At 41.6% G+C, this 17076-nt stretch carries 14 protein-coding genes; 7 read left to right on the forward strand and 7 right to left on the reverse strand.

Translation table 11 applies throughout. From position 1 onward, the window contains the following. Positions 1-36: 36 nt before the first annotated feature. Genes BMW98_RS19855 through BMW98_RS19870 form a run of 4 tightly spaced genes read right to left on the reverse strand, consistent with a single transcriptional unit; the run spans position 37 to position 2965 of the window. Complete coding sequence (locus BMW98_RS19855; RefSeq protein ID WP_090261196.1) at positions 37-684, reverse strand: response regulator; 648 nt, start codon at positions 682-684, stop codon at positions 37-39. Further along, on the reverse strand, positions 677-1474 hold the full coding sequence (locus BMW98_RS19860; protein ID WP_090261197.1) for a sensor histidine kinase: 798 nt from the start codon (positions 1472-1474) through the stop codon (positions 677-679). Before BMW98_RS19860 ends, BMW98_RS19855 begins: the two co-directional genes overlap by 8 nt. Before the next feature lie 25 nt (positions 1475-1499). Then, on the reverse strand, positions 1500-2171 hold the full coding sequence (locus BMW98_RS19865; protein ID WP_090261198.1) for a hypothetical protein: 672 nt from the start codon (positions 2169-2171) through the stop codon (positions 1500-1502). Between the two features lie 11 nt (positions 2172-2182). Further along, complete coding sequence (locus BMW98_RS19870) at positions 2183-2965, reverse strand: hypothetical protein (RefSeq protein WP_090261199.1); 783 nt, start codon at positions 2963-2965, stop codon at positions 2183-2185. Between the two features lie 737 nt (positions 2966-3702). On the opposite strand from BMW98_RS19870, the gene purL reads away from it, so the two are divergent. The 4 genes from purL to BMW98_RS19890 all read left to right on the forward strand — a co-directional run bounded on the left by purL (position 3703) and on the right by BMW98_RS19890 (position 11430). Further along, the gene (purL, locus tag BMW98_RS19875; protein WP_090261200.1) at positions 3703-7398 is read left to right on the forward strand and encodes a phosphoribosylformylglycinamidine synthase; all 3696 of its coding nucleotides are present in this window, start codon (positions 3703-3705) and stop codon (positions 7396-7398) included. A gap of 299 nt (positions 7399-7697) precedes the next feature. Continuing rightward, positions 7698-8009, forward strand: a complete 312-nt coding sequence (locus tag BMW98_RS19880) for a PadR family transcriptional regulator (RefSeq protein ID WP_090261201.1) — start codon at positions 7698-7700, stop codon at positions 8007-8009. Further along, on the forward strand, positions 8009-10618 hold the full coding sequence (locus tag BMW98_RS19885) for an ABC transporter permease (RefSeq protein ID WP_090261202.1): 2610 nt from the start codon (positions 8009-8011) through the stop codon (positions 10616-10618). Before BMW98_RS19880 ends, BMW98_RS19885 begins: the two co-directional genes overlap by 1 nt. A 344-nt stretch (positions 10619-10962) precedes the next feature. Then, entirely contained in the window at positions 10963-11430 is a 468-nt protein-coding gene (locus BMW98_RS19890; protein WP_090261203.1) for a hypothetical protein, read from the forward strand. A 97-nt stretch (positions 11431-11527) separates the two neighbouring features. Here BMW98_RS19890 and BMW98_RS19895 read toward each other — a convergent pair whose 3' ends face one another. Then, a complete protein-coding gene (locus BMW98_RS19895) occupies positions 11528-12058 on the reverse strand; it encodes an AidA/PixA family protein (protein ID WP_090261204.1) in 531 nt (176 codons plus the stop codon). Positions 12059-12357: 299 nt separating this feature from the next. On the opposite strand from BMW98_RS19895, the gene BMW98_RS19900 reads away from it, so the two are divergent. Together BMW98_RS19900 and BMW98_RS19905 are read left to right on the forward strand one after the other, a co-directional pair. Next, a complete protein-coding gene (locus BMW98_RS19900) occupies positions 12358-13464 on the forward strand; it encodes a mandelate racemase/muconate lactonizing enzyme family protein (RefSeq protein ID WP_090261205.1) in 1107 nt (368 codons plus the stop codon). A 124-nt stretch (positions 13465-13588) separates the two neighbouring features. After that, entirely contained in the window at positions 13589-15049 is a 1461-nt protein-coding gene (locus BMW98_RS19905) for a DUF7477 domain-containing protein (protein ID WP_090261207.1), read from the forward strand. Positions 15050-15228: 179 nt separating this feature from the next. Here the strand turns inward: BMW98_RS19905 and BMW98_RS19910 are convergent, their stop codons facing one another. Continuing rightward, positions 15229-15567 carry a single-stranded DNA-binding protein gene (locus BMW98_RS19910; protein WP_090261208.1) on the reverse strand — a complete coding sequence of 113 codons (339 nt, stop codon included), beginning with the start codon at positions 15565-15567 and terminating at the stop codon, positions 15229-15231. A 175-nt stretch (positions 15568-15742) separates the two neighbouring features. On the opposite strand from BMW98_RS19910, the gene BMW98_RS19915 reads away from it, so the two are divergent. Next, positions 15743-16105, forward strand: coding sequence for a hypothetical protein (locus tag BMW98_RS19915; protein WP_090261210.1), 363 nt, complete (start codon positions 15743-15745; stop codon positions 16103-16105). Here BMW98_RS19915 and BMW98_RS20560 read toward each other — a convergent pair. Beyond that, positions 16100-17035: a hypothetical protein gene (locus BMW98_RS20560; protein ID WP_222843686.1), complete on the reverse strand. Its 936-nt coding sequence runs from the start codon at positions 17033-17035 to the stop codon at positions 16100-16102. The genes BMW98_RS19915 and BMW98_RS20560 overlap by 6 nt on opposite strands. Positions 17036-17076 lie beyond the last annotated feature (41 nt).

Genomic DNA, 17076 nt, shown 5'->3' on the forward strand with positions numbered 1-17076 from the left:
AGGTTGATCAACCTCCCTTTTTCAATTCGGTCCGCATCAAACGGAAATAATTCCTTCTTTAATAGCCTTCATTACAAGTCCGGCAGTATTTTTTACCCCGAGCTTATCAATTAAGTTTTTCCTATGCCCTTCAGCGGTTCTGTGGCTGATAAATAGTTTGTCAGCAATCTCCTTAGCTGTAAACTCTTGACATATCAATTCAAGAACCTCAATTTCTCTAGGAGTAAGATCTACATTGTATTTAAGGGTTGGCTTAGTTTTAGTCTTACTCATTAACCCTTTCAACATAGCCTGAGAGACAAACTCATTAAAATAGTGACCTTCTGCATCTACAGACTTAATTGCCTTTTCTAATTCTTCATGCGTTGTATCCTTCAACAAGTAAGCATTAGCCCCTAACTCCATTAAATGCGCCACCATTTTCTGATCGCTGTGCATAGACAGAATAATTATCTTAATATCAGTCCTCTCAGGTCGCAAACTCTTAAGTACCTCAATACCATCTAACTCAGGCATATCTAGGTCTAGCAACACCACATCTGGAGTTTCCTCGGTTAACGTCTCTAGCAATTCAGCACCATTCGACACCTCAAAGAGCACTTCTAACCCCTCCATTTGCCCGAGTATAAACCTTATTCCTTCTCTAAAAAGTTTGTGGTCGTCTGCTAACGCTACTTTAATCATTTTCTTTAGTTTTATTCAAAGCAATTTTGGAGGTCAAACTCAATGCAAGGCCTTTGCTCTCCCCTTTCGGAAATTCCATTTTACCTTTCATCAAACTCAACCTACTCTCAATATTCTGCAATCCAATACCGCTTTTAACCGCATTGTTTTTCAGGCCAACACCATCGTCTTTATAGTCCATTATCAAGGTGTTGCCCTTTTCATGAAATCGAATTGTAATTACACTGGCATTAGCATGCTTTAAAGCATTGTTTATAAGCTCTTGTGTAATCCTGTACCAGTTCAGCTGCATTTCGAAATCAAGCTTTTGTGTAAGGTTATGCTCAAACACAATCTTCACTTCGCCCGAATCGTTGATTTTATCGGCCATATCCACTATGGCGTCTACCAAGCCTAATCGCTCGAGCACTACAGGGCGCATATCGTGCGATACACGTCTAACGCTAGCTATGGTTTCTTCCAAAACATCCATGGCCTTATCCTTAAGTTCTTCGAACTTTTCTGAAGATTGGGCTGCATCTAGGTACCTAAAATAAAGCTTCGCTGTAGTTAAAAGAGCCCCTACCTCATCATGCAAGTCTCTACCAATGCGGTTACGTTCTCTTTCTTGGCTCTGAAAGTTGGCATTTAGCAGCTCCAGCTGGTGTGCTTTTTCAGCCTCCCTATGTTTCAATTGCTGATTAAGCAGTCGTTTTTGGTAAGTAATAAAAAAGGCGATAACTCCACCCGCAGCAAGAAACATCATAGACATGCCTCCTACGATTAACTCCGTTAATGCAAAATCTTCCATTCAATACGAAACTAGGAAATAACGGCTAAGCATCATCAACCTGAGACAATTTGTACCGTTTTGCTGCAACAAATAAGGACACAAAATAGAACCCGGTAAGCACTAAGTTAAATATCGCATTTAAACGATTAGACGCATAATAAATATCCCTATTCGCCTCTACAATATAACTGGTCATTAAAAAAAGTACGAAAGCACTAGCATTGTACAACAATAAACCAGCACTTAACCAAAACACCCAGTCTTGTGTAAGATTATGATACCTCTCACTGCTTAACAACTGACTAAAATACAGGAGAGAAAAACCTACAAAACTAATGTTCCCTACCCATATAACATTTGAACCAAATGTATTGAATGGTTGCCATAAAATGATATTTACTACAGCAAAAATTAAAAAAAGGACTAAAAGCCCATTTAACACTTTCTTCCAAGCTCCCCTTTTAAGTATCAAGAAAAATAACCTATTCAACAAAACATATTGTGCTATGGCGAATAGGTTAAAATACTGCACGTTCATCCTGTCAACTTCATTAACAAAGAAGTTCAATTTGTAATTGGCAATGAGATTTACAACGGCCGATATTATTGTTAGCCATGCCAAGTATTTAGCTTCCTTGGGTAGTCTTTTAAAAGCTACAATGGCAACAATAGCCGGAGCAACGATGCTTAAAGAAGAAAGTGTTTTTAAATCCAATATGAATCAAATTAATTGTTATTGTTCCCTCCTGGATTGCACTCTGGTGGACAAGGCACTACAAAGTCTAAGTAAGTATCATCTTCCTCACCGTCAGCATAGCCAACCTTACCCTGCGCTATATTCTTAACTTCTAACACTGGCGTAAAACCTGCCATATTGCGCACTACATGGCTATAGTTAATACCAAAGTGCACGTGCAAATGTGAGTTACTTTCTATAACTCCTTTTATGGCAGAAATATCATCTTCTGGAAGGATGAACTTCCTTACTCTTCTTGGTTTCACATGGTATTCAACACCTCCATTACCTTGTGTTTTCATATCGGTGGTGCTATAAAACGCTTCGTTCAATTCAAAAAAAGGCGCTGTCGCCCAGTCAGCACAAACTTCATTTTTGTATTCTACAGAAACACCAACATGTGGCTTGAATCGCCCGTCAATTGGGCTAATTATCGTATCGAAACCATACTTTTCAGCTTCAAAATAGAACTCTTCACCTCCTAGGGTCACTTCAAAAAATAAGGTAAAGGCATCACAATCAAATTCATCTAATCGCTTAATACCTAAGCAAAGGTTCATTGAGTCACCTTTAGAAGTATCTACTTGTCTAATTTTTTCTGCGATTTCTTTATTAGCAGTTCCGAAATCCAAATAGGTAATTCTGTTATACTCACCCATCTTGTCAATTGGGTTTTCTACAAACACCTCCATCATGGAAGGAATGGCTGCTTGTTGGAGTTTTTGCCAATTCAGCATTTGCTCTTTGGCCGTATCAATTGCTATAAGTTGCATGGTTGATCAGTTTATTATTCTTAAGTTTTTAATTGGTCAGTCTAAAGCTAAATAATCCGTTCTTATAAACCCTATTGAATTATGTAATCTTAATCTGGATAATTCAAAATAAGAGGTCGGGCCTCCCCGACCTCTACTAATCAACCCCTGCCAAACAGGGAATTACATTGTGTGTGGTTCTCCTACAATATTTTCAAGACTTTGTAGGCGCGTCCGCCAAAGTGCTGTGTGCGCAACACTTCAGCTGGCTGGTGTCTATTGCGTGTATCGTGTATGATTATGATGTAAAGATGGCGGGTTACTCACTGGGCTACTAGCGTGGTAATGCTGGTTTTTGGCAAACACGTATTTTTACGCATTAGCATGTCAGCCACAAAATGAAAAGCCCTGACCAATCAAGACCAGGGCTTCCGATACTCTTGCTGTCTCGAGTTTTTAGCCAGGTTAAGGCAGTGTGTGTTTACAATAGCAAGAGAATACCTAAACATTATTTGTCTTTCCAAATAACACTACAAATGTGCATCAAACACACATTAATATGAAGCGTAATTAGTAGTGGTTTTATAAATAGTGGTTTACACCTAAAGGCACGTAGAACAACTCGTTTTTCAACATAAATCAGCTGTCAAGTAACGTTTCTAATTTTTACTTCATATTGTAAGCAGCTTTCTACCATTCAAACCCAAATCTTTTACTAATTTTGCGGCCGTAAGTAGTACCCAAATACGTACGTTCTAATGATTCAATTCTTCGATGCCGGTTCAGGCAAAATTTATGCGGTAAGCAGCTCATCTGCAGTAAAAGAGGCTGACCTACCTAAACTACAGTGGCTCTTCGGAAATGCTTCTCTTATAGAAGGCAGTGAACTGAAGGGCTTTTTTGTTGGCCCTCGTAAGGAAATGATTACTCCGTGGAGTACCAATGCCGTAGAAATTACTCAAAACATGGGTATTGAAGGCATTACCCGCATTGAGGAATTTGAGCAAGCTGCAAGCGAAAATGTAGCTTACGACCCAATGCTACAGGTGCTTTACAAAAGCCTAGATCAGGATTTGTTTACAATTAATGCTGCACCTGAGCCTGTAAAGTACATTGAAGACATTGCTACCTTTAATATGGTAGAGGGCCTAGCCCTTAGCGAGGAAGAAATTGACTATCTAAAAGAAGTAAGCTTAAAGCTAGGCAGAAACCTTACCGATGGCGAAGTATTTGGCTTTTCGCAGGTAAACTCTGAACACTGCCGACACAAAATCTTCAACGGAGTATTTATTATCGATGGGCAAGAAATGCCTTCATCCCTATTTAAGCTAATTCGCAAAACCTCCGAGGAACATCCAAACAAGCTAGTTTCTGCTTACAAAGACAACGTAGCCTTTATTGAAGGCCCTGTTGTAGAACAATTCGCACAAAAGTCGCAAGACAAAGCCGATTGGTTCGAAACGAAAGACTTTGAATCGGTAATTTCACTGAAAGCCGAAACTCATAACTTCCCTACCACTGTAGAGCCTTTCAATGGTGCAGCAACCGGTTCAGGGGGAGAAATTAGAGATAGAATGGCAGGTGGAAAAGGTTCTATGCCTTTGGCCGGAACAGCCGTTTACATGACCTCTTACTCTCGTTTGGAAGATGGCAGAACTTGGGAGGCCAACATGCCTGAGCGCAAGTGGTTATACCAAACACCAATGGACATCCTTATCAAAGCATCTAACGGTGCTTCTGACTTTGGTAACAAATTTGGCCAGCCGCTAATCGCTGGTTCGGTACTTACTTTCGAGCACGAAGAAGGCGGTAAGAAACACGGCTTCGACAAAGTGATTATGATGGCTGGTGGTATTGGCTACGGTAAAAAAGCCGATGCCCTAAAGGACACGCCTGAAACTGGCGATAAAGTAGTAGTGATGGGAGGTGACAACTACCGCATTGGAATGGGCGGTGGTGCAGTGTCTTCTGTTGATACTGGCGAGTTTTCTTCTGGCATTGAGCTGAACGCCATTCAGCGTTCTAACCCAGAAATGCAGAAAAGGGTTTATAATGCCGTTCGTGCCATGGCCGAAATGGACAAAAACCCAATCGTTTCTATCCACGATCACGGTGCTGGTGGCCACCTTAACTGTCTATCAGAATTGGTAGAAGAAACTGGTGGAACCATAGACGTAAAGAAACTACCTGTGGGCGATCCTACCCTTTCCGACAAAGAGATTATCGGTAACGAATCTCAAGAGAGAATGGGAATGGTAATGAAGCAAAAAGACATTGACTACATGAAAAAGGTGGCCGAGCGTGAGCGCGCACCAATGTATGTAGTAGGCGACATTACCGGAGATAATCACTTCAAATTTGAAAACAAAGAAACCAATCAGCACTCAATGGATTGGGACTTGGCGCATATGTTTGGTTCATCTCCAAAAACCATTTTGGAAGATAAATCGGCACAAGCCCAATATGACGATGTTTCTTACGACATAAAACAGCTTCAGCAATACCTAAATGCTGTGCTTCAGCTAGAAGCTGTGGCATGTAAAGACTGGTTAACCAACAAAGTTGACCGCTGTGTAACTGGCCGTGTGGCTAAGCAGCAAACTGCAGGGCCTATTCAATTGCCATTGAACAATGTGGGCGTAATGGCTATGGATTATCGTGGCGAAAAAGGTATCGCCACTACAATTGGTCACGCGCCTGTTTCGGCACTGATCGACCCAGTGGCAGGTTCGCAGCTATCTGTTGCGGAATCATTGACCAACATGATCTTCGCGCCAATTAGCGATGGTTTGAAAGGAATTTCACTTTCAGCCAACTGGATGTGGCCTGCGAAAAACGAAGGCGAAAACGCTCGTTTGTACGATGCTGTAAAAGGACTTTCTGACTTTGTTTGCGAATTAGGTATTAACGTTCCGACTGGAAAAGATTCCATGTCGATGACGCAGAAATACAAAGACGATGTGGTGTATGCACCAGGTACAGTGATTGTTTCTGCCGTTGGCGAAGTAAGCAACCTGAAGCAAGTGGTGGAGCCTGTGCTTCAGCCAAACTTTGATTCAACTTTATTGTACATCGATCTTTCCGGAGATGACTTTAAGTTGGGCGGATCATCATTCGCTCAAGTACTTGGCAAAATTGGTACAAGCGCACCTACCATTAAAAGTGCTTCAAACTTTGCGGCTACTTTCGATTATGTGCAAGACCTTATTAAGAAAGGAAAAGTACTAGCCGGACACGATGTTTCTGCCGGTGGTTTGATCACGGCCTTGTTAGAAATGACCTTCGCTCAGGTAGATTTAGGTATTTCAGCAGACTTGAAAGACATTACTGGTGCGGATGATATTTCGGTATTCTTCTCTGAAAAGCCAGCGTTGGTGCTTCAAATTGAAAACACGGACATTCCAACCGTAATGGCTAACCTTGAAGGTTTGGGAGCGAACTACTATGCAATAGGCAGCCCGATTGGAGAGCCAATTCTTTCGGTTCAAACCAATACGCAAAGTTACCTGCTCGACATTGCTAGCCTAAGAGACACCTGGTACAAAACCTCTTACTTACTAGACCAAAAACAGTCGGGTGAGGAATTGGCCAAAGCACGTTTCGAAAACTATAAGAAGCAGCCACTAGCATTCAAATTCCCTGAAGGATTCAGCGGTCAGTATGAGGCGCTAGGGCTTGACCCGAACAGAAAAACGCCTACGGGAATCAAAGCAGCCATTATTCGTGAGAAAGGCGTAAATGGCGATAGAGAAATGGCTTATGCCATGCACCTAGCCGGCTTTGATGTAAAAGATGTTCACATGACTGATCTGATCTCAGGCCGTGAGGACTTGAGCGATGTAAACTTCATTGCTTTTGTAGGTGGATTCTCAAACTCAGACGTTTTGGGTTCAGCCAAAGGTTGGGCCGGTGCATTCCTTTATAACGAAAAAGCAAAAGCAGCGCTAGATAACTTCTACGCTCGTGAAGACACTATTTCATTAGGTATCTGTAACGGATGTCAGCTAATGGGCGAACTTGGTTTGCTTTACCCTGAGCACAAAGTACACCCGAAATTAGACCATAACATTGCCCATAAATTCGAGTCGGGTTTTGTGAACGTGACTGTTCCTGAAAACAACTCGGTAATGCTTGGCTCATTGTCAGGCACGAGATTAGGGATTTGGGTTGCTCACGGTGAAGGTCGTTTCAGACTACCAGAAGCTGAGAGTGATTACCATGTAATTGCCAAGTACAGTTACGAGGCTTACCCAGCATCGCCAAACGGATCTGACTACCACGTAGCCGGTTTGGCCAGCAAGGACGGACGTCACTTAGCGATTATGCCTCACTTTGAGCGTTCAATCTTCCCTTGGAACTGGGGTAACTACCCTGCAGAACAAAAGGCTGACCTATTGAGCCCGTGGATTCAGGCATTTGTGAATGCTAAGGATTGGGTAGCTGAGAGAGTTTAGATATTAGACGATAGACTTAATAAAACCAACTTGATCATTCAGGTTGGTTTTTTTTGTTTCTACCATTAACTAAAGTCTTCAATGTTTATAAGGAATTAACCCACTTGAAAATTCAGATTCAGGAATTATAGCAAAACCTTGAACATGTAGTCAAAAATCATCCTCTAATAGACTATATAGTTAAAGATAATGCTTCCTCACTCCCGTCTTCGGTCTTCCGACTTGCAACTTTTCAATAAAAACTGCAATTACGAATAATATATTTCTCTATATTTACTGCAATTACGAATTTAATCATCATGAAGAAAACCAAACTGGGTGAGCTTGAAGAGTTGGTTCTGCTCACAGTCATTGTTTTGAAGGAGGAAGCCTATGGTGTGGAAATTAAACGTGAGCTTGAGGAAAGGCTCAATGAAACTCTCAGCGTTGGTTCCATTCAATCGGCTCTTAAGCGTATGGAAGAAAAAGGCTTTCTAAAGTCTGAGTTTGGAGAAGCTACTGCGGTAAGGGGTGGAAAGAGAAAAAGAATCTATACAGCGACTCCCCTGGCCATTCAAACATTGGAAGAAATAAAAGAGGTTCGAACCCTACTTTGGGCTTCCATTGCCTAATGAGTAGTCACGAGGCACATATTGGCCCACCCAAGTGGTCAACCAGATTGCTAAAATATTTCCTAAGAGGTCAATATTTAGAGGAAATCGAGGGCGATTTAGAGGAAGTCTATCACGACTTGCTCAGTAAATATTCAAAGTCAAAAGCCAGCAGATTATATCATTTGGAAGTACTGAAACTGATCAGGCCTTCTCTAGTCAGAAAATTCTCTGGTAGTCAAAAACTCAACAACTTCGGCATGTTAAAACACAACTTATTAATCTCAATTCGCAGTTTTAAGCGATACAAAACCACTTTTCTAATCAATCTTTTAGGGCTTTCTACTGGCCTTGCTGCAGCATTATTAATCTTCCTGTGGGTAGAAGACGAAAAGTCGGTTGACACCTTTCATGAAAAAGACGATCAACTGTATTGGGTGATGTCGAATTTCTCCATTAACAATGATGTGAATACATGGGACTATACCTCCGGCAAATTGGCCGAAGCCCTGCTAAATGACTTTCCAGAAGTTGAAGATGCTGTACGAGTTGGCAATGGCTTCTTTCGCCCCAGAGGTACTATTAAGTTTGATGAGTACTATTTTGAAGCAAACGGACTTTTCGCTAGTCCGAACTTCTTTGAAGTAATGACCTATGAGATGCTTATTGGCAGTCCTGCAAACGTAATTACCGATAAGGGTTTAGTTGTCATTTCTGATGAATATGCCCAAAGCATTTTCGGTACCATTGAAAATGCGGTGGGAAAAACCATCTCCTGGGACAATAGAATCTTTAGCAAAGAATTCATTGTTACGGGAGTCTTCAAAGCACCTCCAAAAAATGCTTCTAAGAGGTTCAATGTGGTGCTCAATTATGACAACTTAATCGAAGCAGACCGTTGGGCCGATCACTGGAATGGTGGTTATGCACAGACTTATGTAGTCCTCAAGGAAGGAACGGACATTGACGCATTCAATGCTAAAATAGCTGACTACTTAACCATCAACACTGACAGCGACAGATTCCATTTGTTCGTTCAGCAATACTCTAAAAACTATCTCTACGGAAAGTATGAAAGCGGCATTCAGACTGGGGGAAGAATAGAAAACGTTCGACTTTTTACCTATATCGCCATATTCATTTTGGCCATTGCCTGCATCAACTTCATGAACCTTTCTACGGCTCAGGCATCCAAAAAAGTTAAAGAAGTTGGAGTAAAAAAGGCCATTGGAGCCAATAGAACTGCTTTGATATTTCAATTTTTAAGTGAATCTATCCTTCTTTCTATCATAGCACTTGTTATAGCCGTTGGTTTGGTGAAGCTTGTATTGCCGCAGTTCAATACTATCTCCGGCAAAGAATTAGTATTAAGCTGGAAAGAGTACATTTTGCCAACTCTGTTACTTGTTCTGTTGACTGGTTTTGTGGCGGGAAGCTACCCTGCCTTTTACTTGTCCAGATTTAAGCCTGTTGCGGTGCTCAAAGGCAAAGTATCTAATTTGAAGGGCGAAGAGTGGATTAGAAAAGGGTTGGTAATTGTGCAGTTTAGCCTTTCGGTTATCTTTATTATTGGTGTCATTGTCATCAATAAGCAAATCGATTTCACCCAGAAAAAGTCATTAGGCTATGAAAGGGATGCAATAATTACTTTCAGAGAAGGAGGTTCTGACTATAGTAGTCCACAACCCTTCTTCGATGAACTGATGAAGATTCCGGGAGTGCTCAGTACAGCCAACATGTCGGGTGACTTTTTAGCAGCCGATGATAACAATAGTGGTTTTTCATGGATCGAAGGCACAGAAGATGACGATAACCACCTCTTCGACTCACCCAAAGTAGGCTACAACTTTATTGAAACACTTGGTCTCGAAATAGTTGAAGGAAGATCATTCTCCAGAGACTTCAATGATGGTGTAGGCAGCATCATTTTAAATGAGGCGGCAGTTGAATATATGGAGCTTGAAAACCCTATTGGAACTAAGATTGACTGGGGCGATGACCGTGAAATGGAAGTAATTGGAGTGATTAAAGACTTTCAATATGGCTCGCTACACAAGAAAATTGAACCACTCATTATTCAGTTCAGAGAAAGAGGAAAGCAATATTTTGTAAAGCTCAGACCAGGTTCGGAGACAGAAACCATCGCTCAGATTGAAAAGGTATTTCAGGGTATATTTCCCGGTCAGATTTTCAGCCCAACTCTATTGGCTGACGATTATAAGTCCCTGTATGATTCTGAGAACAAAGTGGCTGACCTTTCGAACTACATGGCCGGAATTGCCATTATCATTTCCTGCTTGGGTCTCTTTGGTTTAGCCGCTTTTACAGCCGAAAGAAAAACCAAGGAAATAGGAATCCGCAAAATACTTGGTGCAAGCCAACTGATTATTTTCCAATTACTGACAAATGTCTTTACCAAAACGGTGGCTATTGCCATTCTCACATCTGTGCCAATTGGGTATTACGTAGCAAACAATTGGCTTCAGAATTTCGCTTACAGCACAGAACTCAGCTGGTGGATATTCGCTGTTGCAGCTATTTCTGCCATGCTTTTGGCTTGGTTAACCGTTGGCATACAGACCTTAAAAGCAGCCAGACAAAATCCTGTGGATAGCCTTAGAGCGGAGTAAAAGTAGTAAGTCATTACTAAAGCAAGGTATTCAGAGCCGTTTCCAATGGGGCCTATGGAAATCACGAGAGAGAGATACATCGCTTTGTACCACTGTTGCGCCCTTGATTAACAGCTACTACTTTTCACAAACTCGTTGGTAAACAATACTAACGAGTTTGTGAAAATTTATACTCATATTACACACAAAGGATAGAAAAAACACAATCCTCACTAGATAAATTGGATTATACAATTTAACCTGCAAACCTCCTGATAGCATTGGGAAACTCAGGGCTATCAGGAGGTTTTTATTAGATATATCATTTATAACTGCCACCACAGTGGCGCATAGCTAATGTTAAAATGACCAATCCAACACCTTTCACGATATTCAATGCCATATTTTCATTAGCCGCATTGCTTATACTCATAGATTTTGCGCTGCCTGGTAAATTGGTAAGCCATAAAATTGTAGACATTCAAAGTGCGCACCAACAGTATTATAATGCCGGTGGCAATTCCCATTATTCCTACGCCATAACCACCAATGCACACACCTTTCCGGTTACCGAAGCATTTGCTCAGTCCGTACAAGTCAATCAAAAGATCGAATACTCGGTTTCCAGCATTTTTAAAGAGGTAAACTGGTACAAAATCCCCTCCGCTAACAACAGATCCATATATTCTTTGAGGCTCGTTTCTGGGCTAGTGCTTCCACTGCTTGCCATTATTGTTTTTGCAGCTGCATTTAAGTACAAAAAGAAGATTAGCACATTGGCGTTTGTTTTTCAGGTTCTGGTAATCGCAGACCTCATTTTTCTACTCGTATAATATTACTAACGCCCCCAAACCTTTAACGGTTAAACAAAAAAAGGAGAAAGCTAAGCTCCCTCCTTTTTATAAGTGTCAAAATGCTGACTAAAACATCTTATCCATTTACATTGATAAACGGATCCCAAGTGAAGTAACCGATCACGGCACCATTATTCTTGTTATCAGCCAAAATAAAGCTCAAAGTGTACTGCATATTTACATTTACCTTGTTTACAATACCTGTAACCGTATAAAGTGTATTGGTAAAGCCTTGAGGAGTTGCCGTTGGCGTACTTGATGGCGGCAAGAACACTTCTACTTCCGAGTTGGAAAAAAGTGGCCCTGTAATGTCATTCGGATGAAACTGACTGGCATACAAATAAGCCGTATAATCAGTATTGTTCCCAAATGTGGTCATTGTCCAAATAATCTCATCATTTGAGGCCACATTAATACTTAGCTCCGATTTCCCTTGCTCGTTGGTCGCAATACCATGCTGCGCGATCATTGATATGAAAACATCAGACTCTCCATAAGACCCTAGACTGGTTGGTGCCGATTCTGAACCAGCACTTAAAGAACCATCTTGAACCTGTTGTGCGAGCTTCTGCCCATCAACAGCGATTAAAACATTTACTTGTCCCATAATTGTGTGTGTTTATAGTTTTTAAAAATTATTTACCAGAACTCAGAAGAACCTCTTTATCGTGTTTATCGGTTGCTTCCTTATTCCTTTTTTACATTGCTAAGGTCTATAATCTTTCAGCATACTATTAGAGGTAAACAACCCAAAAACACAATAGCGTTTAACACCCCGCTACTTTGCATCAAATACCTAGACTCCTAATACCCCTCTAAATTTGTACAATGAAAAAGCTCCGCTGTCACCTACTCATCTCTACAATTTTCTATATTGAAGGGCTTAACACTACACCCTGCTAACCGATGAAAATTACCTCCATTAAGTTTTACCACGCCCAGTTAAAACTCAGAAAGCCGTTTATTACTTCCCTAGGCTTTCGCGACCACGCCAACAATATCTTTGTTGAAATAAATACCAATGTTGGCCTTACCGGTTGGGGCGAATGTTCTCCATATCCATTGATAAATGGCGAAACGGTAGACACTTGTTTTGTGGTAGGCAAAATGCTGGCACAAAGGCTTATTGGTGAAGACCCGCGCGAAACAGCAGAACTTTCCGCTCTTATGGACAAAACCATTTATGCCAACACAAGCATAAAATCGGCCATAGACATAGCCTGCCACGACCTGGCCGCCAAAAGCTGCGATGAACCTCTTTACCTTCATTTAGGCGGAAAAATCAACAAGAAGATATACACAGACTATACGGTAAGTATTAACACCATTGAACAAATGGTAGAAGATGCCATAGAAGTGAAAGAGCGAGGTTTTCCTGTAATAAAGGTAAAGTTGGGAGATGGTGGCCCTCAAGATGTAAAACGGATTGAAGCCATTCGCGAAGCTGTTGGCAATGATATAGGCATAAGAATAGACGCTAACCAAGGATGGAAAGTAAAGGAGGCCATTGCCACGCTTCAGGCAATTAATGGCGCCAATATTCAGTATTGCGAAGAGCCTATCAACAAGCACAACTACTTTAAACTAAAGAAGGTAAGAAAGAGCAGCCCTATTAAAATAATGGCAGATGAATGCCTGCACGACCACTACGATGCAAGAAAGCTAGTAAAGGGAGACCACGTGGACTACTTTAATATCAAGCTGGGTAAATCTAGCGGACTTGTAAAAGCGCAAAAAATCATTCAAGAAGCTGAGGCGGCTAACATTGCCATGCAGATTGGTGGCTTTTTAGAGTCGCGCATTTTATTTACCGCCAACTGCCACTTGGCCCATACTTCGGACCTTGTTAAACACTACGATTTCGATAGTGCCCTCTTTCACGAAACCGATCCGGTAATTGGCGGAATGGAATATCAGCATGATTGGGAAATAAGAATTCCGGAAAGCCCAGGCCTTGGTTTGGAAGTTGACAGGAAGTTTCTGGATAAATGTAAGAGTCTGGAAATAAATTGATTTCGGTTTCGTATATTAGCTTTAGTTAATCCGAATAAAACTACCCCTCGGAAGAACTGAATCGCAGACTCAACTACCCATTGGATTACAATTTTGATTTTTTAAACATCAAAAAAAGTCCGGTATGAAACGTATTATCCTACCCTTTCTTCTGCTTTTGAGCTTCTCTGCATTTTCACAGCAAATGCGAAAGCCAACATCTAAGACCACTCCTGTACAACAACCACAACGTGTATCCAAATCGGCTTTGGAAACGCAATTTGTATGTACTTATGGAGAAGGAGGCACGCCAGATTTGCTATGCATGGACATGCAGCGCTCGTTTTCCAGCTCAGCAGATGCCAGTGGTGCTACTAAAAAGATTTTGAGTGTGCTAGGCTTGGCGCCAAACTTTGTAATGGTTCCTTGTCCAAATATAGACAATTGTGCTGCTGTTACCTTGAATGACGGATTTCGCTACATCGTTTACGACCAGGACTTTATGCAGCAAATCTCGAATACGGCTAGCAACGACTGGACCTCTATAAGTATTCTCGCTCACGAAATTGGGCACCACCTTCAAGGACATACGCTTAGAAGAACCGACAACGAAGAGTCTAGAAAAATGGAACTAGAAGCGGATAGGTTTTCTGGTTTTGTACTGCAAAAATTAGGTGCAACGCTCAATGACTCCCAAGCGGCCATGAATGCCCTTGGCCACCCAGAAGACGATCGCTATTCAAGCCATCCAGCCAAATGGAAAAGGCTGAATGCAATTAAAGAAGGATGGAACGATGCTGCCGGAGTAAACAACGCACCAACCTCGACCCCTGAACCAGAAAGAACAGAACGTATTGATGTGGCTTCTCTTGATGTGGAGATTTCAGATGCCGTATCAATGGACTATCACGATGTTATTCAGTCTGATGATTTTCCAACACTTGCCGACTCTTGGAGTGCTGGCTATAACTACAAGGCTGCAGTTTATGATTATGACCACTGGTACGTTTTTATGCGCGAAAGCTTTGGTGGCTGGCAAGCCTACAGAAGGCGCGAAGAATTCCCTAAAGATGAGATATCTGAACTTTGGGACGAAAAAAATTCAATCATCACCAGTTTAGATTACTTTGATGGGGAGTGGAACCTTACCATGACATCGTTTGACGACAAGTTTATTCAACAACGCTGGACCACCAACAGTGAGTTTCCGAAAGACAAGATTAAAGAATCGTGGGAGGAAGACTACTACATAACCGAGGCAGCCTATGGTGATGGAAAGTGGGCCATTATCTTTAACAAAACAGGTAATTACGAGCCATTTACCAATCAAATGTACGGTCAGTACGATGAATTTCCGAAGGACAAAATCAAAGAATACTGGGACAAAGACTGGTTTATAACCACCTTAAAATACCTAAACGGTCAGTGGCTTTTGGTTATGACAGAGTATGAAGATCGAAACTCTAGCAACTACATGCAACGCTGGAATAAAACGGCTGATTTTCCAATGGACAAACTGATTAAGAACGACAATGAAGACCTCAAGCTCGACTGTGTTACTCATGGAGACGGTGCTTGGGTGACCGTAATGAGTAAATGGAGGTAGACTATACTCCATAATCATAACAAAAATAAGGCTGTCTCAAATGCTATCAACTTCGTCATTCTCAGCTTGACTGGGAATCTCTATCGGACTTAAGAGCCAATTAAAGGGATTCCCGATCGGTGTCGGGAATGACAGCCAGCATTTGAGAGCCTCATTTTTTTGTCTATTGAAAGCAGGGTCTACTTCTTACCCCCAACCATTAGCAATTCATTCAGGTTAATTTCTGTAACGTAGCGCTTTTCGCCTGCATTGGTTTCGTAAGAACGATGTGTGAGCTTACCTTCAAGCGCAACCTCCTGCCCCTTTGTTAAGTACTCTCCGGCTATCTCGCCCACTTTTCCCCATGCCACAATATTGTGCCATTGTGTTTCTTCCACTTTATCACCAGCCGCATTGCGATAGCTATCTGTAGTAGCAATTGAAAATGTGGTGAGCTTCTTTCCACTTGTTAGCGTTCTTACTTCTGGATCTTGACCTAATCTTCCGATTAACTGTACGCGGTTTCTTAAATTTTGCATGACTATGATTTTTTAGTTTAACATTTCTGATTTTCAGCCGATTGCATTTCCAAATCGACAGTAGCAAAGTAAGCGGGTTGCTAAATCGAAAGTCGGTTTATAAGCAGTTGTAGTCGTTTATTATCCATTTGTAAACGCTTACAATTGTGTATATTACTTTACAAAAACACACGCTATGGAAGAAAAAACATGCTTAGAGTGCGGTAAAACAGTGGTAGGTCGTAGCGATAAAAAGTTTTGCGATGACCAGTGCCGCAACGCCTTCAACAACAAACAAAATGCAGATAGCAATAACCTGATTAGGAATGTGCATAACCTTTTGAGGAAGAACCGAAGGATTTTGGAAGAGTTAAACCCCGATGGCAAGTCCAAAACAACTCGCGCAAGATTACTAGAAAAGGGGTTCGACTTTACCTACCACACCAGTACCTATACCACCAAAGCTGGTGCTGTTTATTACTTCTGCTATGAATACGGATACCTACCATTAGAAAACGATTACTTCGTTTTGGTAAAAAGAAAGGAAGAAACTTTATAAGCCCGACCAACTTCGGTCTTTCACTTTTAAAGCTGCCATTTTCCTGAGCGGGTAAGCAGCCTTTAATTGATCCCATGTCCAAACATCTGGCAATTGCCACCAATTAGTTGGCGGACGGGAATCCATATCCCGCAGCATTCCAATCCCCCTAAAACCAACACCGTTCAAACCATACTTATCATTAGACTCTAGCACCAACACTTTACCACTTTCTAAATGACAATCCACTATCAGCATGGTCTGGCCTTCGCTCCACTTCTCTCGCCAAACCTGCAACAAACTCCACGGAGCTGGGTAAACACCAAAGTTTGGGTTCAACCTAGCCATACCGCTTTCTACCGCGGCAGACACTGGAGAAAAGAAATCCGAATCGGAAAGGATCATCATTTGCGCATGTCTACTTGCGCTCCATTTAAAACCAGCACAATTGGCACTCCAAGCCTGCACCAACAAAGCCTCTACAAACGCACAGCAGTTGTTAAGGTAAGGTGGACCGACCTTGATGTTTAGCCCATTGATAGGAAAAGGATAAGTGGTATTCGATAGGTTATGAACGAAGGCTCCAAAATTTGGCAGTAGGTCAGTTATCATTCGCTCCTCAATACAGAGCTTTCCCTCGTGGCTGGTATCATTTGCGCCAATCTGACCCAGCGCCTGGCTAATAGCCTTCGATATAGAGTTTTCTACTTTGCTATTCCTGGCTATCTCCTGAAACTCAGCATAGCTTGTCTGCATCCATCTTGTACAAAGCCACACCTCTCCTAAATCGGGGTGTTCAATCTGTACATAATCAGTGTCTTCGGTCGGGTAATTCCTGCGCTTATCATGAATAACATAAGTACCCTCTGCATACCCAACGCTTCTCTTTCTGGTATCTGGCTCTCTAAAAGCCTTCAACCGCCTCTTCAGGCTTACTCGAATCGCTGCCATTCCAACCCATTTTATTCAATACTAAATTACGCAACAATCAT

The sequence above is a fragment of the Roseivirga pacifica genome, assembly GCF_900111145.1.
In the GTDB taxonomy this organism is placed as follows: domain Bacteria; phylum Bacteroidota; class Bacteroidia; order Cytophagales; family Cyclobacteriaceae; genus Roseivirga; species Roseivirga pacifica.

What these genes read in the sequence shown, in the direction of transcription:
- BMW98_RS19855 (WP_090261196.1), bottom strand. Translation starts at nt 684, where the DNA reads ATGATTAAAGTAGCGTTAGCAGACGACCACAAACTTTTTAGAGAAGGA.
- BMW98_RS19860 (WP_090261197.1), bottom strand. Translation starts at nt 1,474, where the DNA reads ATGGAAGATTTTGCATTAACGGAGTTAATCGTAGGAGGCATGTCTATG.
- BMW98_RS19870 (WP_090261199.1), bottom strand. Translation starts at nt 2,965, where the DNA reads ATGCAACTTATAGCAATTGATACGGCCAAAGAGCAAATGCTGAATTGG.
- purL (WP_090261200.1), top strand. Translation starts at nt 3,703, where the DNA reads ATGATTCAATTCTTCGATGCCGGTTCAGGCAAAATTTATGCGGTAAGC.
- BMW98_RS19880 (WP_090261201.1), top strand. Translation starts at nt 7,698, where the DNA reads ATGAAGAAAACCAAACTGGGTGAGCTTGAAGAGTTGGTTCTGCTCACA.
- BMW98_RS19885 (WP_090261202.1), top strand. Translation starts at nt 8,009, where the DNA reads ATGAGTAGTCACGAGGCACATATTGGCCCACCCAAGTGGTCAACCAGA.
- BMW98_RS19890 (WP_090261203.1), top strand. Translation starts at nt 10,963, where the DNA reads ATGACCAATCCAACACCTTTCACGATATTCAATGCCATATTTTCATTA.
- BMW98_RS19895 (WP_090261204.1), bottom strand. Translation starts at nt 12,058, where the DNA reads ATGGGACAAGTAAATGTTTTAATCGCTGTTGATGGGCAGAAGCTCGCA.
- BMW98_RS19900 (WP_090261205.1), top strand. Translation starts at nt 12,358, where the DNA reads ATGAAAATTACCTCCATTAAGTTTTACCACGCCCAGTTAAAACTCAGA.
- BMW98_RS19905 (WP_090261207.1), top strand. Translation starts at nt 13,589, where the DNA reads ATGAAACGTATTATCCTACCCTTTCTTCTGCTTTTGAGCTTCTCTGCA.
- BMW98_RS19910 (WP_090261208.1), bottom strand. Translation starts at nt 15,567, where the DNA reads ATGCAAAATTTAAGAAACCGCGTACAGTTAATCGGAAGATTAGGTCAA.
- BMW98_RS19915 (WP_090261210.1), top strand. Translation starts at nt 15,743, where the DNA reads ATGGAAGAAAAAACATGCTTAGAGTGCGGTAAAACAGTGGTAGGTCGT.
- BMW98_RS20560 (WP_222843686.1), bottom strand. Translation starts at nt 17,035, where the DNA reads ATGGCAGCGATTCGAGTAAGCCTGAAGAGGCGGTTGAAGGCTTTTAGA.